The following is a 17,078-nucleotide window of genomic DNA, read 5'->3' on the forward strand; positions in this document are numbered from 1 at the left end:
AGGCAACCCTAACCCACTGCCGGTGATTGACACCTGGACCTAGTCCGCCGTACGGTCTCGAGCTAATAGGAAACTTTCCTAACAGTTCTGGTCATCAGCGCGGCGAGTACCCGCGAGCGGCGAAGGGAGGCAGGGTTGGCACATGGCAACGACACCCGGAACCCCGCGCCTGCTGCGCGCGATGAACGACCGCGCCGCCCTGGACCTGCTGCTCAGCCAGGGCCCGCTCTCCCGCACCACACTGGGCAACCTGACCGGCCTGTCCAAGCCGACCGCGTCCCAGCTGCTCGCCCGGCTGGAGGCGGCCGGACTGGTCCGGCGCAGCGGCACCACCGCCGGCCGGCCCGGGCCGAACGCGCAGCTGTACGAGATCAACGGCGAGGTCGCGTACGTCGCCGGGCTGGACGTGACGCCGACCCGGATCCGGTCCGCGGTCGCGGACCTGACCGGCAACGTGGTCGGCCGCTACGAGCTGCCGACCCCCGGTCGGAGCGCCAAGGGCACGGTCGACCGGGTGCTCAAGGCGATCGACGGCGCGGCCGGCGAGGCGGGCCTGAGCCGTGGGCGGCTGCGCCGCGTCTCGATCGGCACACCCGGCGGGTTCGACCCGACCACCGGCCGCCTGCGGTACGCGACGCACCTGCCCGGCTGGCACGCGCCGCACCTGCTCGAGGAGCTGGCCGCCGCGGTCGCCGTACCGCTCGAGGTCGAGAACGACGTCAACCTGGCCGCGATCGCCGAGCAGCGGATCGGCCACGCCAAGGACCACGGCAACTTCGTGCTGCTGTGGGGCGAGGAGGGCATCGGCGCCGCGATCGTCATCAACGGCCGGCTGCACCGCGGCGCGACCGGCGGCGCCGGCGAGGTCGCGTTCCTGCCGCTGCCCGGTACGCCGCTGGTCCGCAACGTCGGCCGCAACAACGCCGGCGGCTTCCAGGAGTTGGCCGGCGGCGAACCGGTCCTGCACCTCGCCCGCGAGCACGGCCTCAAGGCCCGTACGCCGGAAGCCGCGATCGCGGTCGCCCTGCAGACCGAGGGCGCGGGTGACGCCGTACTGAACGAGTTCGCGCACCGGCTCGCGGTCGGCCTGGCGGCGATCGTCGCGGTCGTCGACCCGGAACTGATCGTGCTGGCCGGCGGCGTCATCACCGCCGGCGGCGAACGCCTCCGCGGCCTGGTCCAGGACGAGCTCGCCGATCTCGCCGTACCCCGGCCGCAGCTGCTGATGACCGCGATCAGCAGCGACCCCGTGCTCTCCGGAGCACTGCAGTCCGCACTGAGCACCACCCGCGACGAGGTCTTCGACACCGCGGGGCCACCGATCACGTAGGAGAACGGATGCACAGCTTCACCCGTGCCGTCATCGGCACCGCCGCAGTCGCCTTGCTGGCGACGGCCTGCACAGGGACTTCGACCGCACCGCAGGCCGACGACGATGCCACGAAGGACGTCAGCATCACCTTCTGGCACGGATGGAGCGCACCGAGCGAGGTCGCCGCCATCACCGGAGGAGTGAAGGCGTTCGAGGCGAAGCACCCGAACATCCACGTGAAGGTCGTCGGCAACATCAACGACGACAAGATCAAGCAGGCGTTGCGGGCCGGCGGCGCGAACGCACCGGACGTGGTGTCGTCGTTCACCACGGACAACGTCGGATCGTTCTGTTCGTCGAGCGTGTTCGCCGACCTGCAGCCGTTCCTGGACAAGTCCGGCATCGACCTGGACAAGACGTTTCCGAAACCGCTGCAGGACTACACGCAGTACCAGGGAAAACGCTGCACCCTGCCGCTCCTGAACGACGCGTACGGTTTGTACTACAACAAGAACGCCTTCCAGGCGGCCGGGATCTCCGCGCCGCCGAAAACGTTGTCCGAGTTCGGCGCGGTGGCGAAGAAGCTCACCAAGGTCAAGGGCGACAGCTACAGTCAGCTCGGCTTCATGCCGACCTTCCACGGCTACGAGTCGACCGCCACGCACTTCGCCGCGCTCTGGAACCCGACGTACTTCACGCCCGACGGCAAGTCCAACCTGGCCAAGGACCCGGCGTTCGCGAGCATGCTGAAGTGGCAGAAGGGCCTGGTCGAGCAGCTCGGCGGCTACGCGAGGCTGGAGAAGTACCGCGCGACGTTCGGTGACGAGTTCGGCGCGAAGAACCCGTTCCACACCGGCCAGGTCGCGATGACGATGGACGGCGAGTGGCGGCTCGGGATGGCCCGCGACGCCGGCGTGAAGTTCGAGATCGGCGTGGCGCCGTTCCCGGTGCCGGACGACCAGGCCGACAGCTACGGCAAGGGATACCTGTCCGGCACGATCATCGGGATCGCCGGCACCAGCCAGAAGCAGAACGCGGCCTGGGAACTGGTGAAGTTCATGACCACCGACACCGACGCCGTGGTCGACTTCGCGAACGCGATCCACAACGTGCCGTCCACGCTAGAGGCGATCAAGTCGCCGAAGCTCACCGCGGACGAGGACTTCAAGGTGTTCCTCGGCATCGCCCAGCACCCGAAGAGCAACACCACCCCGGCCAGCCCGAACGGCGGCGCGTACCAGCTCACCCTCCAGGACTTCGGCTACGCCCACGAGGCCGGCAAGGTGCCGGACCTGAAGGCAGGCCTGGCGAAGACCGACGCACAGATCGACAAAGACCTGGCCCAGGCGAAATGACGTCGCTGCGGCAGAAACACCGCCGGGAGACGCTTCGCAATCTGGTCTTCCTGTCACCGTGGCTGATCGGTGTCAGCGTCTTCTTCGTCTACCCGCTGGTCTCGACCATCTACTTCAGCTTCATGAAGTACGACGGTTTCCGGCCGCCGACCTGGATCGGACTGCAGAACTGGCAGTACGTCTTCACCAGCTACCCGTTCTTCTGGCCGGCACTCCGCAACACCCTCTGGCTCGTCGTCGTGATGGTGACGCTGCGGGTGCTGTTCGGACTCGGCATCGGCCTGTTGATCACCAAGGTGAAGACCGGCGCCGGGCTTTTCCGGACAGCGTTTTACCTCCCCTACCTGGCACCGCCGGTCGCGGCCACGATGGCGTTCGCGTTCCTGCTCAACCCCGGCACCGGTCCGGTGAACAGCATCCTCGGCAGCATCGGCTTGCCGCAGCCCGGCTGGTTCAACGACCCGAGCTGGTCCAAGCCGGCGCTGACGATGCTGGCGTTGTGGGGCATCGGCGACCTGATGGTGATCTTCATGGCGTCGCTGCTCGACGTACCGAAGGAGCAGTACGAGGCGGCCTCGCTGGACGGCGCGGGTGCGTGGCAGCGGTTCCGGTTCGTCACGCTGCCGAACATCTCGCCGATCGTGCTGTTCGCTGTCGTCACCGGCGTGATCCAGACGATGCAGTACTACACGCAGCCGCTGGTCGCCGGAAAGGTGGCCAGCGGGGTGATCGGCGGAGCCGGCCAGCAGTTCGAACCGGGGTACCCGGACAAGTCGACCCTGACCTTGCCACAACTCGTCTATCACCTGGGCTTCCAGCGCTTCGACACCGGCGGGGCGTCCGTGATCGCACTGGTGCTGTTCGCGCTCGCGATGGTGTTCACGGCGTTCCTGTTGCGCTCCATGAGTGAGAGGAGCGCGGTGTGACCCGCTTCCTGCACTGGGTCGGCGTACATGCTCTGGCGATTGCCGCCGCGCTGTTCTTCGTCCTCCCGTTCGTGTTCGTCTTCCTCACCGCACTGATGAGCGACCAGCAGGCACTCACCCGCGACCTGTGGCCCGACACCTGGCACTGGGAGAACCTGCGGACCGTCTGGGAAACACCTGGCTTCCTGACCTGGTGGAAGAACACCCTGCTGTACGCCGGACTCGGGACAGCGCTCACGTTGTTGTCGAGCATTCCGGTCGCCTACGCTCTGGCCCGCTTCAAGTTTCGCGGCCGCAACGTCGCACTGATGACGGTGATCGCCACGATGATGCTGCCGGCCCAGGTCGTCATCGTGCCGATGTACCTCTTCTGGGCGAAGCAGCTGCACCTGTCCGGGACACTGTGGCCGCTCATCATCCCGATGGCGTTCACCGATGCGTTCTCGGTGTTCCTGTTGCGGCAGTTCCTGCTGACGATTCCGAAGGACTACGTGGACGCGGCGAAGGTCGACGGCTGCGGTGAGTTCAAGGCGCTGGTCCGGATCGTCCTGCCGATGGCCAAGCCCGCTGTGGCAGCGGTCGCGCTGTTCCAGTTCTTCTACTGCTGGAACGACTACTTCGGCCCGCAGATCTACGCCAGCGAGAACTCGGCGGCCTGGACCCTCAGCTACGGCCTGGAGTCCTTCAAGGGCGCCCACCACACCAACTGGAACCTCACCATGGCGGCAACCCTCCTGGTGATGGCGCCGGTGATCATCTTGTTCTTCTTCGCGCAGAAGGCCTTCATCGAGGGCGTCACACTCACAGGGGTCAAGGGATGAAACTCACAGTCGTCGGTGGCGGGTCCACCTACACGCCGGAGCTCGTCGACGGGTTCGCCCGGTTGCGGGACACACTGCCGGTGTCGGAGCTGGTGCTGGTCGACCCGGTCGCCGACCGGCTCGAGCTGGTCGGTGGCCTGGCGCGCCGGATCTTCGCCAGACAAGGGCATGCCGGGCGGGTGATCACCACCTCCGACGTGGATGCGGGCATCGACGGCGCGGACGCCGTACTGCTGCAGCTGCGGGTCGGCGGGCAGGCCGCACGCAACGAGGACGAGACCTGGCCGCTGGAATGCGGCTGCGTCGGCCAGGAGACGACCGGTGCCGGCGGTCTCGCCAAGGCGCTGCGGACCGTACCGGTGGTGCTCGACATCGCCGAGCGGGTACGTCGTACCAACCCGGACGCCTGGATCATCGACTTCACGAACCCGGTGGGGATCGTGACACGGGCGCTGCTGTCGCACGGACACAAGGCCGTGGGGTTGTGCAACGTGGCCATCGGGTTCCAGCGCCGGTTTGCGGCGAGGCTGGGAGTTCAGCCGGAGGAGGTGGCGCTCGACCACGTCGGACTGAACCACCTCACCTGGGAGCGCGCTGTACGCGTCAACGGGGAGGATGTGCTGCCGCAACTGCTGGCCGAGCATCTGTCCGAGGTCGCCGACGACCTGCGCCTCCCGTCGGAGGTAGTGCGCCAGCTGGGCGTCGTACCGTCGTACTACCTGCGCTACTACTACGCACACGACGAGGTGGTGCAGGAACTGCGCACAAAGCCCTCCCGTGCAGCAGAGGTCGCAGCACTCGAGAAGGAGCTGCTGGACATGTACGCCGACCCGCAACTGGACGAGAAGCCCGCACTGCTCGAGAAGCGTGGCGGGGCGTACTACTCGGAGGCGGCCGTCGCACTCGCCTCATCCCTGCTCAACAACACGGGCGACGTACAGGTAGTCAACACGCTCAACAACGGCACCTTCCCGTTCCTGGCCGACGACGCGGTGATCGAAGTACCAGCCATCGTTGACGCACAGGGCGCGAAGCCGGAGCCAGTAGCACCGCTGGAACCCTTGTACGCCGGCCTGGTCGCACACGTGACGGCGTACGAGGAGCTCGCGCTGGCGGCCGCAGTAGAGGGCGGAGCCGACAGGGTGTTCCAGGCGCTGCTGGCGCATCCACTGGTCGGCCAGATCTCCCTCGCGCAGGAGCTGACGGACAAGCTGCTCGCGCACAACAAGGACTACCTGCCGTGGGCGCGCTAGTCCCGGGCGGGGTGCTCGCCTTCGACGCCGGCAACAGCAAGACCGATGTAGCACTCGTCGCGGCCGACGGGACAGTACTCGGTACGGCGCGCGGCGGCGGCTTCGAGCCGCAGAAGATCGGTGCCACGGCTGCTGTTGCCGGCTTGGAGCCGTTGGTACGAACAGCTGCGGCGGAGGCCGGGCTGCGGCTTGGCGACGTACCCCTGGTGCAGCAGGTGTCTGCCTGTCTCGCCAACGCCGACCTGCCGATCGAGGTCGAGCAGCTGACCGCTGCATTCGAGAAGCACGGCTGGGCGGAGGCCGTGTACGTCGCCAACGACACGTTCGCGCTCCTGCGGTCCGGGGTCGACGAGCCGCGTGGCGTCGCGGTGGTGTGCGGGGCGGGCATCAACTGCTCCGGGATGCTGCCGGACGGACGGACCGCTCGCTTCACGGCGCTGGGCAAGCTGACCGGCGACTGGGGAGGGGGCGCGCAGCTGGCAGAGGAGGCGTTCTGGTCGGCGTCCCGCGCCGAGGACGGGCGCGGTCCGGCGACGGCGTTGGCGACCGCGTTGCCACAGCACTACGGCCTGCCGTCGTTGACCGCGGTGATCGAGGCGCTCCACTTCGGCGAGCTGCCGGCCGAGCGGCAGCTGGAGGCCGGGCCGGTGCTGTTCGAGGTCGCGGCGGCCGGCGATACCGTTGCCCTGGGCATCGTTCAGCAGCAGGCCGAGGAGATCGTCGCGATGGCGGCCGCCGCGTTGCGGCAGCTCGACCTCCTCGGCGACCGGGTCACCGTGGTGCTCGGCGGCGGCGTGCTGACCGCGGGACACGCGGTCCTGCTCGATCGTGTCACCCGGTTGCTCGCTGACGTCGCGCCACACGCGGTTCCGCGCGTGGTCGACGTACCGCCGGTGGTCGGGGCCGCGCTGCTCGGACTCGATCGGACGGCCGCCGGAGCGAACGCGCACGCACGTTTGCGTGCAGCCTTCGCGCCTCGGCCCGCGGCTTGATGTTGCAGCCTTGTTTCACTGCAAACCTCCCGGGTGGGGTGTGGCGTCCCACTAGTAGGACCACATCCACTCGGGAGGTCGATGATGATTCGAAGGATCATGGGTCTTGGCGTCAGCACCGCACTCGCGGTGAGTGCGCCACTCGTTCTCACCGGAGCCGCCGCGCCGGCCACCGCCAGTACGACGGCCACGAACTGCAGCCAGCTGGCGTCCGCAAAGAACGTCTCCGCGACGACGTACGCCGACCGGCTCGTCCGCGCATGGGGTCGCGGTGACACCGCGGCGACCAACTGCTACGCCTCCACCGCCGCGTCGCGCACGCTCTTCGGCCAGGCGGCGCGGGGCGGCATCCACTGGCGCCGCGTCTCCGCCGAGGGCGCCGCGGGCACCATCTACGTGACGTACCATGACGACGCGCGCGGCGGGGACCTGACGATCGGCGTACAGAACGTCGGACTGCGCTCGGCCGATGGCTGGCACGCGGCGTACACCGCCAGGTTCCGCAACGAGCCGAAGGCGTGGAACGCGGTGCAGTGGTCGGACAACCTGGTCCGGGCCTGGGGCCGCGGCGACGCGAAATGGACGGCGTACTACGCGACGCCGCGCGCGGTGCAGCAACTCCGCGCCATCGCGGCGAAGGGCGGGCCGCACTGGACGCGGATCGCCGCCGAGGGCGCGGCCGGTACGACGTACGTGACGTACCGGAAGACCGTCACCGGTCGCACGCTCGGGATCGGGGTGTCGAACGCCGGCCTGGCGCAGGGCGACGCGCACGCGGCGTACTTCGTGCGGTACCGCTGACCGCTTGAGCCCGTCCTGCTCACATGTAATCATGATTACATGAGTACGAAGACCGAGCAGGAGAAGGTGCGGGGCTGGCTGACCGGGCGACTGCCCGGCGACTGGTTCGAGGGCGACCTGGAGCTGTCGATCGACCGGGACGAGATCCTGATCGTCGGCCGGATCCCCGCACCGGAGCAGGACCAGGACGTGAGCGCCGCCGAGCGCTCCGCCGCCGAGAACGGGCGGGTCAAGCAGTTCCGCGAGGACACCCGCGACCGCCGGATCGAGATCGCCCGCGAACTCGAACACGCAGCCCGCCGCAAGGTCGCCTGGGGCGTCCGCTGCGGCGAGACCCGGACCGTCTTCACCTCGCTGTCCGCACCGGTGATGACCCGCCTCCGCCAGCCGGAACGCCAGGTCCTCGACACCCTCGTCGACGCCGGCGTGGCCCGCTCCCGCAGCGACGCCCTCGCCTGGTGCGTCAAACTCGTCGCCCAGCACAGCGAAACCTGGCTCGCCGACCTCCGCGCCGCAATGACCAAGGTAGAAGACGTCCGCCAAGCCGGCCCAGACAAGAACTAACAGGTGCGGTCCTACGACGGGACCTCGGGCAGACTGGAACTCCCCCGGGCCGATACGCCCGCAGGCACTATGCCCACCCACCCCTTAGGTACTGGGTCAGCGGGCTAACGCCCAACACGCAAGCGCCCAACGTCACCGGCCCCTCCCGGCATGCAGACCACCGTGGACAGCGGGCGGGCGACAACCCGGTTGGATTGCCGCCCGCCCTCTGGAACTGCTCCCTGGGAACCGTCACCTACGCGCCAAAGGCGCCCTGGCACCCAAGCCAGTCTCCCTTCTTTCCCTTAGTAGCTCTCCGGTCTACTGGCCGGGCTGCCAGTTGCCGTTCTGGGGGGTGCCGTTGGACCAGCCGGCGCTGTGGGAGGCCGGGTGTTGTTGGGGCTGGGTGGGCTGTTGGTAGCCGCCCTCGTAGTTGTTGCCCTGGTAGCCGGGCTGGGTCGGGTACTGCGCGGTCGAACCGTCCATCGAGTTCGTGTCGGCGGCCGGCTTCTTGATGTTGTCCTTGTCGAACAGGTTGTTCAGCGCGCGGCCGGCCATCTCGCGGCCCCCGAGACCGAAAGCGAGGCCGAGAGCGAGGGCGGCGCCCGCGAGGACGATCAGCAGCGTGTTGCCGGTGAGCTGGACCGCGACACCGAGCTGGGTCAGCGCGGCGAAGGCGGCGTACACGAGCACGGCGTACCGAGCCACCTTGGCCAGCGTCTCGTTGCCGGTGGCGCCGCGGATGATCGCGGCCAGGAAGTTCGCGAACAGCGCGGCCAGGCAGACGATCACGATCGCGGCGAAGATCCGCGGGATGTAGCCGAGCATGTCACTCATGAACGCGGAGATCTCCGGCACGCCGAGTGCCGAGGCGAACATCGTGAAGCTGATCAGGAACACGAACCAGAACACGACCTTGCCCAGCATCGCCGAAGCGGTCAGCCCCGTGCCCGACCGTTGCAGGATGCCGGAGACGCCGGCGCGTTCCATCCAGTTGTCGAAGCCGACCTTGCCGAGCAGCTTGCCGACGAGTTTGCCGAGCACCTTGGCGACGAAGTAGCCGACGACCAGGATGACGAGGCCGCCGAGCAGGTTCGGAATGAAGCCCAGCAGCTTGCCGAAGGCATCTTCGAACGGCTGGGTGAAATCGATCGCTAACGCTGACATCGAACGTTCCTTCCGGACTGGCCCGCATCCGCTGTCGGCGCATGACTGCCCCAACCCCGGCACGGGCGGATGCAGTGGTGTCCAGTATCACTCGTACCCCCTGGCACACAGGGCAAACGGCGTAACCGGGCGAGGCGGCAACGAAAAGTGTTTGCGTAAGGCAATGACCATTGTCGTACTTCGGTCCTTACCCCGGCGGCTGAACCGCTTCAGGGGTTTGCGATCCTGTGCGCATGAACGATGTCCTGATCCGCCGCGCCACCAGCGACGACGTCGCCGCGATCGTGGCGATGATCGCCGACGACCAGCTCGGCGCCACCCGCGAGTCGCTCGACGACCTGACGCCGTACCTGAAGGCGTTCGAGCAGATCGACGGCGACCCCAACCAGGTCCTGGTGGTTGCCGAACGCAACCATGAGGTGATCGGCACGCTGCAGCTCACGATCATCCCCGGCCTGTCCCGCCGCGGCACCACCCGCGGCCTGATCGAGGCCGTCCGCGTCGCCGCCCCCGCCCGCGGCATCGGCCTCGGCACCACGCTCATCCAATGGGCCATCGAGGAATCCCGCACCCGCGGCTGCACCCTCGTCCAACTCACCTCGGACAAGACCCGCACCGACGCCCACCGCTTCTACACCAACCTGGGCTTCGAAAACACCCACGAGGGCTTCAAACTCAAACTCACGTGACCCGGCTCGCGGGCACCACCCACGTGTTGCAGGCGGCCGGCGACTTGGCCTTGAAGCCCGCGTCGGTCCACGCCGTGTTGCTCTTGCGGGTGCCGTGGTCCGGTGTCGGGGCCGGCGGATCGTCGTCGTCGCCGGTGTGCGCGACCCATTCGTAGAGCTCGAGTTCGTCGCCGGTCAGGTCGAGCGTGCGCTGGTGCGCCCCGAGGAAGGCAGCCGCGAAGCAGGAGGCCTGCAGTTCGTGGCGGCGGGTCTGCTCCAACTGGGCGGCCCCCGCGCTGTCCTCGAGGCGGAGGTCGAACTGCGTCGAGATCCCGACCAGGTGCTGCAGATGGTGCCCGAACTCGTGCGCGACCACGAACTGGAGGTAGATGCTCACCTCCACCCGATCGCCCGGGTCCTCCTCGAGGTACGCGTCCCAGTCGAGATAGATCCCCGTGTTGTCGCCGCAGTAGAACGCCTCGTCCTCGTCGTCGACGACCCCGCAGCCCGTCCGTGCACCCTGGTCGACGGTGTGCAGCCCTGGCGGGGTCAGCAGGGAGTCCGTACGGTCGACGAGCGGCTTCCAGGCCCGCTGGAGACAGTCCACGAGCGCGGCGGAGTACTGCTGCACAGCCTTCCGGGTCCGCAGTGCGATGTCCGGAAGCTTGCAGGCCACAGGTCGCACCTGGCCTGCCGAGTAGAGCGCGTTGTGGAGCAGGTAGATGTCCTCCGGCGAGCGGTACGTCGGAGTAGGCGCGGAGCTCGAGGTCGCCGTCGTCGAGGTCGGGGCGGAGGTCGAGGTCACCGCCGTCGGGGTCCCGGGACCAGAGCTTGTCTCGCCCGGCGGCGCGCACGCACCGGTGACCGCCAGCACCAGGCCGGCGGCACCTGCGATCGCCGCCGCGCGCATGTCAGCTCACCTTGGCGGACGGGGCCGTGAAGGTGTTGCACATTTTGGGGTCGGCGGCGTTGAAGGCGGGTTCGGACCAGGCCCAGTGGCTCTTGCGGGAGCCGTGGTCGCGGACCTTGTCCTTGCTGTACTCGTCGCCGGTGTGCTGGGACTCCCAGCGCCAGACCTCGAGTTTCTCTCCGGTCAGGCCGAGCGGCTTCTTGTTGGCGCCCAGGAACGCCGCGGCGAAGCAGGTCGCCTGCAGTTCGAGGCGCCGGGACCACTCCAGCTTCATCGCCTTCGACTTGGTCCAGCCCTCCCGCGAGTGCGCGGCGGTGAGCATCTCGGTCATCATCTGGACGTGGTGACCGTACTCGTGCGCCATCGTGTCGAGCATCCAGACCCGCGCCGCGAGCGGCTGGTCCTTGTAGAACTCGAGGTCGCTCTTCCAGCTGATGTTGATGCTCTCGTCGGCGCCGCAGTAGTACGCGACGTCCAACTCGCCGGTGCACGTCTGGTCGGGCGTGGCCTGGCTGCTCTGCAGCTTCAGCTTCGGCGGCCGGAAGTCGTACCCCGCCTTGGTCACGAGCGGCTCCCACGCCTTGTTCAGGCACGGCAGCAGAGCCTGGTAGTACCGCAGGATCGCGGACTGCGAGTTCGGCTTGATCGCCGGCTCCTTGCAGCTGACCGACGCGACCTTGCCGGCGGCGTAGATCGTGTTCTTCTGCAGGCGGACCAGGTCCGGGATCGGCTGGACGGTGACGGTGACCGTCGGGTCCGGCGGGATCGGGAGCGGGGCCTGGGACTTCTTGACCGCGGGCTGGGACAGCGGGTTGTCGACCTGGCTGCCGTACGAGTTCATCAGCCGCACGCCCGCGATCGTCGCGCCGGTGAGCATCAGCACGACCAGGACCGACAGCCCGGCGATGACGGGGCGTGAGTAGCTGCGCGGCGGGCGGACCGGCGGCGGCTCGGAGGTGAACTGGGCGCCGGCGCGGGACGGGTTCGAGTGCCAGCCGGTCGGGCGCGGGCCGCCGGCGCGACGGGTGCCGGTGAGCGGTTGTGCCGGGGCCCCGGTGAGCGGCGCGACCGGCGGGCCGCTGTACTCGCTCGTGGTCCCGGGTTCGGTCGGCAGCGGACGTGCCTTGCGGCGGATCGAGGACTCGTCGAACGCCGTCGACCGCGCCTTCCCGAGGCCGCCGGGCTGCGTACTCTTCAGGGTCAGCGGCTGCGTCCCGGCCGCCGGTTCGCCGGTACCGCCAGGCAGGAAGTGCCCAGGCTGCGGCGTACCTTCCTCGGTCTCAGGCATCGGTCGTCCCATCTCTCGCTCAGCTGACCTTGGCGGGTGCTGCGACGAAAGTGTTGCAGGCCCCGGGATCGGTGGTCGTGAAGCCCTGGTTCATCCACGCCGCCAGGCTCTTGCTCGAGCCGTGGTCGCGGACCTTGTCCTTGGTGTTCTCGTCGCCGCGCCGCTTGATCAGCCCGTTCCACTGCCGCAGCAGCTCGCCGCGCAGCGGGAAGCTCGCCTTGGCCGCGCCGTAGAACACCCCGCCCAGGCAGTACGCCTGCAGCGCGGCGCGGCGGTCCTGCTCGAGCTCGGCCGTCTTGTTCGCGGCGGTGTCGGCGAGGTTGTCGGTGGCCTCGGCGATCCCGGTCAGGTTCTGCACGTGGACGCCGTACACGAACCCGAAGGACTGCGCCATCTCGGCGCGCGTCTCGGCCTTGTGCTTCGGGTAGTCCTCGACGGTCTTCTGCCACGGCATCGTGACGCTGCCGCCCTGGTCGTCCTGGCAGTACGCCGCGAGCTCGTTCTGGACGCCGCACGCGGTTTCCTCGCCGTCGTCGAAGACGATCAGCCGCGGCGACCGGAACGCGAACCCGGCCTTGGTGACGATCGGTTCCCAGGCCTTGTCCATGCAGGCGGTCAAGGCCTCGTAGTACGACCGGACGTTCTCCTTGGAGGTCGGCCGGAAAGCGGGTTCCTGGCACTTCACCACGGGCATCTTCCCGGCGGCGTACAGCGGGTTCTTGGCGACGACCTCGGTCTCCGGGGTGGCCTTGGTGACGGGCTCGGTGCTGGTCGGCGCGTCGCTCGGTTTCGCCGACGGCGTCCCCATCGGGTTCGCGACGAAGCCGTCGTACGACGAGAGCGTCTTGACCGCGAAGGTCGCGCCGCCGCCGAGGAGCAGCAGCGCCGCGACGACGACCAGCGCGATCAGGCCCTTCGACCGCTGCTTCGGGACGAACGGGATCGGCTCGGGGTGGAACACCTCGCGGTACGCCGCGGCGGCGCGGTCCTCGGCCGGCGGCGGGCCGAGCCGGCTGCCGGAAAGCGTCGTACGACGGGGGTCGATCCGGGTCCCGGACAGCTGCGACGCCGCCGGCGGGGCCTCGCCGCTGAGTCGCGGCGTAGGTGCCGCCAACGGTGCGGAACCATCCTGCTTGCGCGCGTCCGTCGGCCCCTGCTCACCCTCGCCTCCCGGCAGGAAGTGACCAGGCTTGGGTGCCGGCTTGTCCGCCATGACTTCCCCGCCTCTTTCCCCAGTACCGGACCACCGCCGGTCCCACCCGATCCGTAGCACGGCCGGTACCCCCCAAGGTGCCGGCCGACGGCTGATATTACGGCCTGGACCGCCACCCCGAGAACCGGATTGCAGCTATTGACACCGTTCCGCGACCCATACGGAACGTGATCGGCCGACTACCGGAAAACGTGTGCCCGCTCGCTGGCTACGCTGTGCCGGTGGTCGAACTGAAGCACGAGGACTACCCGCTCTCCAACGCGTACGACGCCGGCTGGCTGCTGGCCGGGGACATGGGGCCGAATCCCCTCTGGTTGCTCGAGGACCTCGCCCGCGACCTCGACCTCCGGCCGGGTCAGCGGGTGCTGGACCTCGGGTCGGGCAAGGGCGCGACATCCGTGTTCCTCGCCAAGGAGTACGGCGTGCAGGTCTGGGCCGCGGACCTGTGGGTCGACCCTACGGACGCGGCGGCGAACATCGCGGCCCAGGGCGTCGACGGGGTCGTGGCGCTGAAGGCCGAGGCGCACACGCTGCCGTTCGCGCGCGGGTTCTTCGACGCGATCGTCTGCGTCGACGCCTACGAGTACTTCGGCACCGCGGACAACTACCTCGCCTACCTGACCGGTTTCCTGAAGCCCGGCGGACAGCTCGGCGTCGCGACACCGGCGATGACGCGGGAAATCCGGGAAATCGGCCACATTCCGGAACACATCAAGCAGCTGGTCGGCTGGGAGGCGCTCGCCTGGCACACGGCGGACTGGTGGCGGTTCCAGTGGGAGATCACCGAACTGGTCGACGTCACCGCGGCACGTCTGCAGCCGAACGGCTGGGCCGACTGGGTGCGCTGGTCCCGCGCCGTCTCGGAGTACCGCGGTGAACGCGACGGCGCGCTCGACATGCTCGAGGCCGACAACGGTCAATACCTCACGTTCGCGATCCTCGCCGCCCGCAAGCGCTGACCGCCTGGCATGCTTGGGGCATGAGCTGGGCTGTCTATGCGATGCGCGGGCCAGGAGGCGTACGGCGCCTCGACGACCTACCGGTCGACTACGAGCCACCCTCGGTCGGGCTGGTGACCGACGTGGTGGCGACGGTCCGGGAAGTCGTGCCGGACGTCGACACCAGCAAGCCGTCCTGGCTGGCGTTGCGAAGTCCGGAGTACGACGTCGAGATGACGATCGGCAAGGGCGTCGAGGTCCGCGACATCACCTTCTACCTGAACGACGGCCCGCGCTCGATCCCGATCGTGATGGAGATCAGCCGCCGGCTCGGCGTCACGCCGTACGACACCGAGTCCGGCGATTTCCTGACCGAGGAATCGCGGCCGCCGGTGCCGCCGCCGATGACCCCGGACGAGATCAAGATGAACAAACCGAAGTGGTGGAAGTTCGGGCGGAAGTAGCACCGGGCGGTCCCGCGGCGGCTGGGCAGAGTTCGCCTCCAGGTCGCGCGGAGTTGCCCTGCCGGGTGGGGATGCTCTGACAGCGTCGCCCGCATGACCTCTCACTCCTCCGCCGGGTCGACCTCCTCCGCCGAGTTGAGCCGGCGCGGCCTGCTGGCGATCGGCGGTCTCGGCGCCGCCGCTGCCCTGACCGGTGCCGAGCTGCCGAAGGCCGCCGCTGCTCCGCCGCAGTTCGACCACCCGTTCCAGCTCGGCGTGGCGTCGGGTGACCCGCTCCCGGACGGGTTCGTGATCTGGACGCGGCTCGCGCCCGAACCGCTCGCCGAGGACGGCAGCGGCGGGATGCCGCCGCAGGCGTTCGGCGTGCGCTACGAGATCGCCGAGGACGAACGGTTCCAGCGGGTCGTCCGCCGCGGCGCCGTCGAGGCGGTGCCGGAGTCCGCGCACTCCGTCCACGTCGAGGTCGGCGGTCTGCGGCCGGGCCGCGAGTACTTCTACCGGTTCCGGGTCGCGATGGCGATCAGCCCGGTCGGCCGGACGAAGACCGCCCCGGCGTACGGCGCCTCGCCCGACCGGCTGCGGCTCGCCGTCACGAGCTGCCAGAACTACCCGGCCGGGTACTTCGTCGCCTACGGCGACATCATCGCCTCCGACCTGGACGTCGTCGTCCACCTCGGCGACTACATTTACGAGGGCCCGTCCGCCGGAAACCCGGCGCTCGACCGCGCGCACGCGCCCGCGATCGAACTCATGACGCTGACCGACTACCGGATCCGGCACGCGCAGTACAAGACGGACCCGCTGCTCCAGGCGGCGCACGGGCACCTGCCGTTCCTCGTCGTCCCCGACGACCACGAGGTCAAGAACAACTACGCGGACGACTCCGCGAGCGGACAGTCCGGCGACGTCTTCCTGGCGCGGCGCGCGGCGGCGTACCAGGCGTACTACGAGAACATGCCGCTGCGGCGTTCGTCGCTGCCGGTCGGCGCGGACATCCAGCTGTACCGGCGCGTGCGGTACGGCGACCTCGCGCAGTTCCACCTGCTCGACACCCGGCAGTACCGCTCCAAGCAGGCCAGGTGGACCGCGGAGACCGCGATCGGCGGGTACTCGCCCGGCGCGCTCGACCAGGACCGCACGATCCTCGGCGACGCCCAGGAACAGTGGCTCCAGCAGGGCCTGGCCTCGTCGGGGGCGCGGTGGAACATCCTCGGCAACCAGACGAAGTTCGCGCCCGTCGACCGTAAGGCCGGGCCGGGCCTGGACTACTCCAGCCAGGACAGCTGGGGCGAGGGCTATGTTGCCGACCGCAACCAGCTGATGAGTTTCATCGCCGAGCACCGCCCGTCCAACCCGGTCGTCATCACCGGCGACGCCCACCGCAACTGGGTGTTCGACCTGAAGGCCGACTTCTCCGACCCGGAATCCGAGACGCTCGCCACGGAATACCTCGGTACGTCGATCTCCAGCGGCGGCGACGCGATCCCGAACACGATCTACGGCCCGACCACGGACAACCCGCACCTCAAGTTCCAGAACAACCAACGCGGCTACGTCCGCGTCGAGGTGACCCCCGACGAATGGCGCGCCGACTTCCGCGTCACCGACACCGTCCTGAGCCCCGACGCCACCCTCTACACGCTCGCCACTTTCATCACCGAGAACGGCAAGCCAGGAGCCCACAAGGCCTAGTTACGCGCGACGAGTGGCTACCAGGACGCCGATCTTGTTGATGCGGTGTTCGGGGTTGCCGAGTTCGTCGTGCCAGTAGTTGCCGGCCGCATGGTCCTCGGGCGTGGCGCAGGTGGAGACGGTGATCATCGCCTGCGTCGGCGTCACGCCGGGACGCCCGGGGACCGCGGCGTTCTGCTGCGCCTTCTCGGCGGGCTTGCGGAACGAGATCGTCATCGTGCGGGTGATCCGGTAGTCGTAGACCGTCCGGCCGACGGTGATCAGGACGTGGTCGCCGGTGCGGAGTTCGGGGACGCGTCCCAGCGGGCGGCCGTGGCTCACGCGGTGGCCGGTGATGATGAAGTTTCCGATCTCCCCCGGGCCGACGCCGCCCGCCCGGCCGCGCGGGCTGGCGGCGACACCACGGTCCTGGATCCGGGTCCCGGGCCGGTCGTCCGCCGTACCGGTGTACGCGACCACCCGCAGGCGGCTGATTCCGATCGCCGGGATCGCCATACTCACCGGCCCGACCGGCTTCGGCGACGTCGGCCGCGGCGTCGAGGGGGACGCCGCCCGCGTCGGCTGGGTGGGCTGTGTGGTCGGGCTGGACCTCGGGCTGGACGCGCTGGTGGTCGGCAGGCTGGACGTGGCGGGCGCGGACGGTGGCGACGACTGGCCGGCCGGGAGCGTGTCGCTGCACCCGGCCAGTGCCGTCAGCAGCACGAACGCACCCGCCAGCCTCACACTCCGACGGTA

General features: G+C 69.0%; 17 protein-coding genes. 12 read left to right on the forward strand and 5 right to left on the reverse strand.

Annotation, left to right across the window (positions count from 1 at the left end; all coding sequences use genetic code 11):
* Window positions 1–142: 142 nt before the first annotated feature.
* The 8 genes from ABN611_RS05885 (at window position 143) to ABN611_RS05920 (ending at window position 8,024) form a co-directional block, all read left to right on the forward strand.
* Window positions 143–1,330: an ROK family transcriptional regulator gene (locus ABN611_RS05885; RefSeq protein ID WP_350278754.1), complete on the forward strand. Its 1,188-nt coding sequence runs from the start codon at window positions 143–145 to the stop codon at window positions 1,328–1,330.
* 8 nt (window positions 1,331–1,338) lie between these two features.
* Window positions 1,339–2,667, forward strand: coding sequence for an ABC transporter substrate-binding protein (locus tag ABN611_RS05890; RefSeq protein ID WP_350278755.1), 1,329 nt, complete (start codon window positions 1,339–1,341; stop codon window positions 2,665–2,667).
* Window positions 2,664–3,593: a sugar ABC transporter permease gene (locus ABN611_RS05895; protein ID WP_350278756.1), complete on the forward strand. Its 930-nt coding sequence runs from the start codon at window positions 2,664–2,666 to the stop codon at window positions 3,591–3,593. Before ABN611_RS05890 ends, ABN611_RS05895 begins: the two co-directional genes overlap by 4 nt.
* Window positions 3,590–4,414: a carbohydrate ABC transporter permease gene (locus ABN611_RS05900; RefSeq protein ID WP_350278757.1), complete on the forward strand. Its 825-nt coding sequence runs from the start codon at window positions 3,590–3,592 to the stop codon at window positions 4,412–4,414. The genes ABN611_RS05895 and ABN611_RS05900 overlap by 4 nt, the downstream gene beginning before the upstream one ends.
* Window positions 4,411–5,667 (forward strand): 6-phospho-beta-glucosidase, encoded by a 1,257-nt coding sequence (locus ABN611_RS05905; protein ID WP_350278758.1) that lies wholly within the window; start codon window positions 4,411–4,413, stop codon window positions 5,665–5,667. Before ABN611_RS05900 ends, ABN611_RS05905 begins: the two co-directional genes overlap by 4 nt.
* Window positions 5,655–6,659 carry a BadF/BadG/BcrA/BcrD ATPase family protein gene (locus tag ABN611_RS05910; RefSeq protein WP_350278759.1) on the forward strand — a complete coding sequence of 335 codons (1,005 nt, stop codon included), beginning with the start codon at window positions 5,655–5,657 and terminating at the stop codon, window positions 6,657–6,659. Before ABN611_RS05905 ends, ABN611_RS05910 begins: the two co-directional genes overlap by 13 nt.
* 81 nt (window positions 6,660–6,740) lie before the next feature.
* The gene (locus tag ABN611_RS05915) at window positions 6,741–7,460 is read left to right on the forward strand and encodes a hypothetical protein (RefSeq protein ID WP_350278760.1); all 720 of its coding nucleotides are present in this window, start codon (window positions 6,741–6,743) and stop codon (window positions 7,458–7,460) included.
* A gap of 39 nt (window positions 7,461–7,499) precedes the next feature.
* Complete coding sequence (locus tag ABN611_RS05920; RefSeq protein WP_350278761.1) at window positions 7,500–8,024, forward strand: hypothetical protein; 525 nt, start codon at window positions 7,500–7,502, stop codon at window positions 8,022–8,024.
* A 300-nt stretch (window positions 8,025–8,324) separates the two neighbouring features.
* On the opposite strand, the gene ABN611_RS05925 is transcribed toward ABN611_RS05920, so the two are convergent.
* Window positions 8,325–9,170 (reverse strand): hypothetical protein, encoded by an 846-nt coding sequence (locus ABN611_RS05925; RefSeq protein WP_350278762.1) that lies wholly within the window; start codon window positions 9,168–9,170, stop codon window positions 8,325–8,327.
* A gap of 233 nt (window positions 9,171–9,403) precedes the next feature.
* On the opposite strand from ABN611_RS05925, the gene ABN611_RS05930 reads away from it, so the two are divergent.
* Window positions 9,404–9,859, forward strand: a complete 456-nt coding sequence (locus ABN611_RS05930; RefSeq protein ID WP_350278763.1) for a GNAT family N-acetyltransferase — start codon at window positions 9,404–9,406, stop codon at window positions 9,857–9,859.
* Here ABN611_RS05930 and ABN611_RS05935 read toward each other — a convergent pair.
* The 3 genes from ABN611_RS05935 to ABN611_RS05945 are packed head-to-tail and all read right to left on the reverse strand — an operon-like array spanning window position 9,852 to window position 13,249.
* Complete coding sequence (locus tag ABN611_RS05935) at window positions 9,852–10,748, reverse strand: neutral zinc metallopeptidase (protein ID WP_350278764.1); 897 nt, start codon at window positions 10,746–10,748, stop codon at window positions 9,852–9,854. The genes ABN611_RS05930 and ABN611_RS05935 overlap by 8 nt on opposite strands.
* Before the next feature lies 1 nt (window position 10,749).
* Window positions 10,750–12,036, reverse strand: a complete 1,287-nt coding sequence (locus tag ABN611_RS05940) for a neutral zinc metallopeptidase (protein WP_350278765.1) — start codon at window positions 12,034–12,036, stop codon at window positions 10,750–10,752.
* Between the two features lie 19 nt (window positions 12,037–12,055).
* Window positions 12,056–13,249, reverse strand: coding sequence for a neutral zinc metallopeptidase (locus ABN611_RS05945; protein WP_350278766.1), 1,194 nt, complete (start codon window positions 13,247–13,249; stop codon window positions 12,056–12,058).
* Window positions 13,250–13,470: 221 nt separating this feature from the next.
* Here ABN611_RS05945 and ABN611_RS05950 point away from each other — a divergent pair, with 221 nt between their 5' ends.
* From ABN611_RS05950 to ABN611_RS05960, 3 genes are all read left to right on the forward strand, one after another.
* Window positions 13,471–14,208 (forward strand): methyltransferase domain-containing protein, encoded by a 738-nt coding sequence (locus tag ABN611_RS05950; protein WP_350278767.1) that lies wholly within the window; start codon window positions 13,471–13,473, stop codon window positions 14,206–14,208.
* Window positions 14,209–14,228: 20 nt separating this feature from the next.
* The gene (locus ABN611_RS05955; RefSeq protein WP_350278768.1) at window positions 14,229–14,651 is read left to right on the forward strand and encodes a hypothetical protein; all 423 of its coding nucleotides are present in this window, start codon (window positions 14,229–14,231) and stop codon (window positions 14,649–14,651) included.
* Window positions 14,652–14,744: 93 nt separating this feature from the next.
* Window positions 14,745–16,343: an alkaline phosphatase D family protein gene (locus tag ABN611_RS05960; protein WP_350278769.1), complete on the forward strand. Its 1,599-nt coding sequence runs from the start codon at window positions 14,745–14,747 to the stop codon at window positions 16,341–16,343.
* On the opposite strand, the gene ABN611_RS05965 is transcribed toward ABN611_RS05960, so the two are convergent.
* Window positions 16,344–17,066, reverse strand: a complete 723-nt coding sequence (locus tag ABN611_RS05965; RefSeq protein ID WP_350278770.1) for a sortase — start codon at window positions 17,064–17,066, stop codon at window positions 16,344–16,346.
* Window positions 17,067–17,078: the final 12 nt, after the last annotated feature.

This window comes from Kribbella sp. HUAS MG21, assembly GCF_040254265.1.
In the GTDB taxonomy this organism is placed as follows: Bacteria; Actinomycetota; Actinomycetes; order Propionibacteriales; family Kribbellaceae; genus Kribbella.